Origin of the sequence: Escherichia sp. E14V7 (assembly GCF_004212225.1) — a bacterium.
In the GTDB taxonomy this organism is placed as follows: Bacteria; Pseudomonadota; Gammaproteobacteria; order Enterobacterales; family Enterobacteriaceae; genus Escherichia.
Genome location: NZ_RHJJ01000009.1, coordinates 85,781 through 92,260, shown reverse-complemented (window position 1 = coordinate 92,260; position 6,480 = coordinate 85,781). Strand labels below are relative to the sequence as shown.

Here is a 6,480-nt window from a genome sequence, read left to right as displayed (position 1 = left end):
CGTTGTAGCCATTTAATTTCATCGCGCGCCTCAATACCCACTCGCGTGGCAGCGGATACCGTGTCATTAAAGGCAAATACTCCGTGCAAATTCTTTATGCTTATTTCGACGCCGATCTGTTGGTTAATTGAGCTATTTCTCGGGCAAAATTCGCGACCTGCTCCCAATCGGTATAAACAACCTCTTTGCGCGTATCTGTTTCTCCGCCTGACATCTTCATAATCAGCTTGATCATAAAGCGGTCGTACCAACGATAGCGTGGATAACGCAGCGCCCCGGCAATAACGGCACAGCGATCGGGGCGCCATTGTGAGTTCATCAGAAACTTTCGTGCGTAGCTGTTGGTCTGCACAGTCCGCTTCTCCGGCTTGCGTGCCACCAGGTTGACGGAGTAAAAGGCGCTCGGCATTGAGTTCAGCCGGGTGGCATGCTTTTTGACAAATGCCTGGAACGCAGAATGGTAATGACCGTAGCGAATAGAAGCGCCAATCACCACGCGATCGTAGTTTTCCCACTGTGGTTCTTCAATGCGGTGCACATTAGCGACATCCGCCTGGATCCCCAGTTCTTTCAGTTCCGAAGCCAGGTAGGAGGCAATCTCGCGCGTTTGTCCGTCCCTTGTTGAGAAAAGAATTAATGTTTTCACGTATTACTCCATCATTCACGCCAGAAAGTCGGGGTAAAGAGCACCAGCAATGTAAAGACCTCAAGACGACCAAACAGCATGTTGGCAATCAGGATCCATTTAGCCACCGGGTTCATGCTGGTAAAGTTATCAGCAACCACGCCAAGCCCAGGCCCCAGGTTATTCAATGTCGCAACAACCGAGGCAAAGGCAGAAAAGTCATCCACGCCCGTGGCGATTATCGCCAGCATACTGACAATAAACACTAATGCATAGGCGGAGAAAAATCCCCAAACGGCTTCGAGGATACGTTCCGGCAGTGCACGGTTCCCCAGCTTAATGCTGTAGACGGCGTTCGGATGCACCAGTCGTTTCAGCTCACGGTTCCCCTGCTTAAACAGCAGCAGGATGCGGATCACTTTCAGGCCACCGCCCGTTGACCCGGCACAACCGCCGATAAAAGCTGAACATAAAAGCAGTACCGGCAAAAAGAGCGGCCAGCGGGCAATGCTGTCAGTCGTAAACCCGGCGGTTGTCGCCATCGACACCACCTGGAAAAACGCCTGGTTAATTGTCATCAGCGCTGAACTGTAGACATTATGAAACCACAGCACGAGGGTACAAATAACCACCAGCGTAAACTGTACGCCGATAAACATGCGAAATTCCGGATCGCGCCAATAAACCTTCAGACTCCGCCCACTTAACAGCGAAAAGTGCAGACCGTAGTTACAGCCGGAGATCAGCAGGAAGATAGCAATGATGGTGTTAATGGTCGGGCTATCGAAATAGCCAACGCTGGCATCATGAGTCGAGAAGCCGCCAATAGCGATTGTCGCAAAGCTATGACCGATAGCATCAAAGGCATCCATTCCAGCAAACCACAGCGCCAGTGCACAGGCGACGGTCAGCAAGACATAAATCAACCACAGGGTTTTCGCCGTTTCCGCAATTCGCGGACGCATTTTGTTATCTTTCAGTGGGCCGGGCATTTCCGCGCGATAGAGCTGCATCCCACCCACGCCGAGGATAGGTAGTATCGCAACCGCCAACACGATGATCCCCATCCCGCCAAACCATTGCAGCATCTGGCGATAAAAGAGGATGGCATGAGGGAGTGAATCCAGCCCCACCAGCGTAGTGGCCCCCGTAGTGGTCAGGCCAGAGAAAGATTCAAAAAACGCATCGGTAATCGTGAGATTCGGGCTTTCCGAAAAGATAAAAGGGAGCGCACCGACGCTACCCAGCACGGTCCAGAACAGCACCACGATCAGAAACCCTTCACGGGATTTCAGTTCGCCCTTCTCTTTACGGTTCGGCCACCACAGCATAGAGCCAATGGCGAGGGCGACAAAAAAGGTCTGGGTAAAAGCGCGGCCCGCTCCATCCCGGTAGATGAGTGCTACCAGTCCAGGGATAATCATTGTCCCTGAAAATAAGATGACCAGTAGTCCAACGATTCGGGTAATGGCGCGAAAATGCATCTCTGCCGCTTCCTTAGTTCTGCAAAACGAAGTGGGGATTATTCTTCAATCGCTAACAATTGCAATGAACCACGGCTAAAATCCGCCAGCTTTGCGGAAAATTCAGCCACTTTCGCTGCCGGAAGCGCCACCCGCAGCAAAACGAATGCCTGATAATCACTGTTGATAATTTTGCCGTCACACTGCCCCAGCAACGCTTCAATGCCGGTTAACTGACTATATTCACATTGCAAAGTATATTCGGTTAATGGCGTCTTGCGTTGGGTCGTTAGCTGGCGCAGCGCCTGATTCACGCCGCCGCCATACGCTTTCACTAACCCACCGGTGCCAAGCAATATGCCGCCGTAGTAGCGCACCACCACAGCGGTAATTTCCCCGACGCCGCTGCCCATTAGTTGGGCGAGCATCGGTTTACCTGCCGTTCCCGCCGGTTCCCCGTCGTCAGAGAAACCCAGCTGTTGTGAATCATCCGGTGCGCCAGCTACCCACGCCACGCAATGGTGGCGGGCATCGGGGTGTTCTGCCCGCACCGATTCAACAAACGCTTTCGCCGCCTCAACGCCATCGGTATGCGCCAACAGCGTTATGAAGCGGCTCTTTTTGATCTCTTCAACGACCGTGACTGGTGCCGCAGGAATTAACCAGCTTTCCATCACGCCAGTTTCAGATCCCGGGTCATGTTTTCCACGCTGTTTTCGTGGATCACCACGTTGTCTTCGATACGAATGCCGCCGAACGGTTTCAGTGCTTCAATTTTCTGCCAGTTGAAGTGTTTGCTGAATTGCCCTTCACGCCACGGTGCCAGCAGCGATTCGATGAAGTAGATACCCGGCTCAATGGTTAACACCATGCCCGGCTGGAGAATACGGGTGCAGCGCAGGTACGGATATTTTGCCGGTGCCGCGAGGTGCGTACCGCTATCATCCTGCATAAAACCGGCTACGTCATGCACCTGCAGGCCCAGCGGATGGCCGATACCATGCGGCATAAACGGTCCGGTGAGATCGTTTTCGACCATCGCTTCTTCACTCATATCGGTGATGATTTGATGTTTACGCAGCAGTTTGGCAATGCGCTGATGGAACTGGATGTGGTAATCCACATAGCTGACGCCTGCTTTCATGGTAGCGATCAGCGCCAGTTGTTCATCATTGACGTCTTTCACCAGCTGCGCGTAGTCGTTGTCGCTTTTTGCCGACCAGGTACGAGTCAGGTCAGCCGCATAACCGTTATATTCTGCCCCGGCATCCAGCAGGAAGCTGCGCATCTCTTCCGGTGCCTGATGATCCAGTTTGGTGTAATGCAACACCGAAGCGTGTTCGTTAAGCGCCACAATGTTGCTGTAAGGTACGTCGGTATCACGATGACCGGTCGCGGTCAGATAGGCAATGTTGATATCGAACTCGCTCATGCCAGAACGGAACGCTTCTTCTGCCGCGCGATGACCGTTGACCGCCATTTTCTGCGCTTCACGCATACAGGCCAGTTCGTACTCGGTTTTGAAGGAGCGGTAGTAATGCAGGTAGTCGATCACCCCTTTCGGGTTGATGTTGCTGGCCTCAATACCCAGTTGCAGCGCACGTTCCGGCACCGGACCGATATAACCGATATTGCCGCGCGCAGCAGGCAGCAGGCTACCAATGCCATCGGCTTTCGGCAGCGCGATCACTTCCACATCTTCAGTCCAGAAGGAGGTCGGCAGCGGTTCGACGTTGTGCCAGTAATCAACCGGCAGATAGAACCACAGTTTCGGCTTGTTCACGCCATCCACCAGCAACCAGCAGTTTGGCACCTGAGTTACCGGCACCCACGCTTTGAATTGCGGGTTCACTTTAAACGGATAGGGATGATCGTCGAGAAAAACGTTGAACAGCTCGCCGGAGTGAATAAGTAATGCATCCAGCTTGAAGCGCGCCAGCGCATCGCGAGTCCGTTCTTGTAAGGTAGCTATATGATTTTTATAAAGCGAGGCCAGTGATTCCATTTTTTACCCTTCTGTTTTTTTGACCTTAAGTCTCCGCATCTTAGCACATCGTTAATACAGAGCGTGATTTCTGCCGAGCGTGATCAGATCGGCATTTCTTTAATCTTTTGTTTGCATATTTTTAACATAAAATACACACTTCGATACATCTGGTACGACCAGATCACCTTGCGGATTCAGGAGACTGACATGCTTTACAAAGGCGACACCCTGTACCTTGACTGGCTGGAAGATGGCATTGCCGAACTGGTATTTGATGCCCCAGGTTCAGTTAATAAACTCGACACTGCGACCGTCGCCAGCCTCGGCGAGGCCATCGGCGTGCTGGAACAGCAATCAGATCTAAAAGGGCTGCTGCTGCGTTCGAACAAAGCAGCCTTTATCGTCGGTGCTGATATCACCGAATTTTTGTCCCTGTTCCTCGTTCCTGAAGAACAGTTAAGTCAGTGGCTGCATTTTGCCAATAGCGTGTTCAATCGCCTGGAAGATCTGCCGGTGCCGACCATTGCTGCCGTCAACGGCTATGCGCTGGGCGGTGGCTGCGAATGCGTGCTGGCGACCGATTATCGTCTGGCGACGCCGGATCTGCGCATCGGTCTGCCGGAAACCAAACTGGGCATCATGCCGGGCTTTGGCGGTTCTGTACGTATGCCACGTATGCTGGGCGCTGACAGTGCGCTGGAAATCATTGCCGCCGGTAAAGATGTCGGCGCGGATCAGGCGCTGAAAATCGGTCTGGTGGATGGCGTAGTCAAAGCAGAAAAACTGATTGAAGGGGCGATGGCGATTTTACGCCAGGCCATTAACGGCGACCTCGACTGGAAAGCGAAACGTCAGCCGAAGCTGGAACCGCTAAAACTGAGCAAGATTGAAGCCACCATGAGCTTCACCATCGCTAAAGGGATGGTCGCGCAAACGGCGGGGAAACATTATCCGGCGCCCATCACCGCAGTAAAAACTATTGAAGCTGCGGCCCGTTTTGGTCGTGAAGAAGCCTTAAACCTGGAAAACAAAAGTTTTGTCCCGCTGGCGCATACCAACGAAGCCCGCGCACTGGTCGGCATTTTCCTTAACGATCAATATGTAAAAGGCAAAGCGAAGAAACTCACCAAAGACGTTGAAACCCCGAAACAGGCCGCTGTGCTGGGCGCAGGCATTATGGGCGGCGGCATCGCTTACCAGTCTGCGTGGAAAGGCGTGCCGGTTGTCATGAAAGATATTAACGACAAGTCGTTAGCCCTCGGCATGACTGAAGCCGCGAAACTGCTGAACAAGCAGCTTGAGCGCGGCAAGATCGATGGTCTGAAACTGGCTGGCGTGATCTCCACGATCCACCCAACGCTCGACTACGCCGGGTTTGACCGCGTGGATGTTGTGGTAGAAGCGGTTGTCGAAAACCCGAAAGTGAAAAAAGCCGTACTGGCAGAAACCGAGCAGAAAGTACGCCCGGATACCGTGCTGGCGTCTAACACTTCAACCATTCCTATCAGCGAACTGGCCAACGCGCTGGAACGCCCGGAAAACTTCTGCGGGATGCACTTCTTTAACCCGGTCCACCGAATGCCGTTGGTGGAAATTATTCGCGGCGAGAAAAGCTCCGACGAAACCATCGCGAAAGTCGTCGCCTGGGCGAGCAAGATGGGCAAAACGCCGATTGTGGTTAACGACTGCCCCGGCTTCTTTGTTAACCGCGTGCTGTTCCCGTATTTCGCCGGTTTCAGCCAGTTGCTGCGCGACGGCGCGGATTTCCGCAAGATCGACAAAGTGATGGAAAAACAGTTTGGCTGGCCGATGGGTCCGGCATACCTGCTGGATGTCGTGGGGATTGATACCGCGCATCATGCCCAGGCTGTCATGGCAGCAGGCTTCCCGCAGCGGATGCAGAAAGATTATCGCGATGCCATCGACGCGCTGTTTGATGCCAACCGCTTTGGTCAGAAGAACGGCCTCGGTTTCTGGCGTTATAAAGAAGACAGCAAAGGTAAGCCGAAGAAAGAAGAAGACGCTGTCGTTGACGATCTGTTGGCAGAAGTCAGCCAGCCGAAGCGCGATTTCAGCGAGGAAGAGATTATCGCCCGCATGATGATCCCGATGGTCAACGAAGTGGTGCGCTGTCTGGAAGAGGGCATTATCGCCACTCCGGCTGAAGCGGATATGGCGCTGGTCTACGGCCTGGGCTTTCCTCCGTTCCACGGCGGCGCGTTCCGCTGGCTGGACACCCTCGGCAGCGCGAAATACCTCGATATGGCACAGCAATATCAGCACCTCGGCCCGCTGTATGAAGTGCCGGAAGGTCTGCGTAATAAAGCGCGTCATAACGAACCGTACTATCCCCCGGTTGAGCCAGCCCGTCCGGTTGGCGACCTGAAAACGGCTTAAGGAGTCAC

Annotated in this window: 5 protein-coding genes and 1 pseudogene; 1 reads left to right on the top strand and 5 read right to left on the bottom strand. The window is 53.5% G+C overall.

What is annotated here, in order from left to right:
- From D9741_RS23575 to pepQ, 5 genes and pseudogenes are all read right to left on the bottom strand, one after another.
- Positions 1–131 (bottom strand): annotated as a pseudogene (locus D9741_RS23575) (hypothetical protein); the annotation flags it as partial.
- Complete coding sequence (hemG, locus tag D9741_RS11140; RefSeq protein ID WP_130219468.1) at positions 101–646, bottom strand: menaquinone-dependent protoporphyrinogen IX dehydrogenase; 546 nt, start codon at positions 644–646, stop codon at positions 101–103. The gene hemG and the pseudogene D9741_RS23575, both read right to left, overlap by 31 nt.
- 11 nt (positions 647–657) lie before the next feature.
- The gene (gene trkH / locus D9741_RS11135; protein WP_000545680.1) at positions 658–2,109 is read right to left on the bottom strand and encodes a Trk system potassium transporter TrkH; all 1,452 of its coding nucleotides are present in this window, start codon (positions 2,107–2,109) and stop codon (positions 658–660) included.
- 38 nt (positions 2,110–2,147) lie between these two features.
- Positions 2,148–2,762 carry an IMPACT family protein gene (locus D9741_RS11130; protein WP_001295262.1) on the bottom strand — a complete coding sequence of 205 codons (615 nt, stop codon included), beginning with the start codon at positions 2,760–2,762 and terminating at the stop codon, positions 2,148–2,150.
- Positions 2,762–4,093 (bottom strand): Xaa-Pro dipeptidase, encoded by a 1,332-nt coding sequence (pepQ, locus tag D9741_RS11125; protein WP_130219470.1) that lies wholly within the window; start codon positions 4,091–4,093, stop codon positions 2,762–2,764. The genes D9741_RS11130 and pepQ overlap by 1 nt, the downstream gene beginning before the upstream one ends.
- A 189-nt stretch (positions 4,094–4,282) precedes the next feature.
- On the opposite strand from pepQ, the gene fadB reads away from it, so the two are divergent.
- A complete protein-coding gene (fadB, locus tag D9741_RS11120; protein WP_130219472.1) occupies positions 4,283–6,472 on the top strand; it encodes a fatty acid oxidation complex subunit alpha FadB in 2,190 nt (729 codons plus the stop codon).
- Positions 6,473–6,480: the final 8 nt, after the last annotated feature.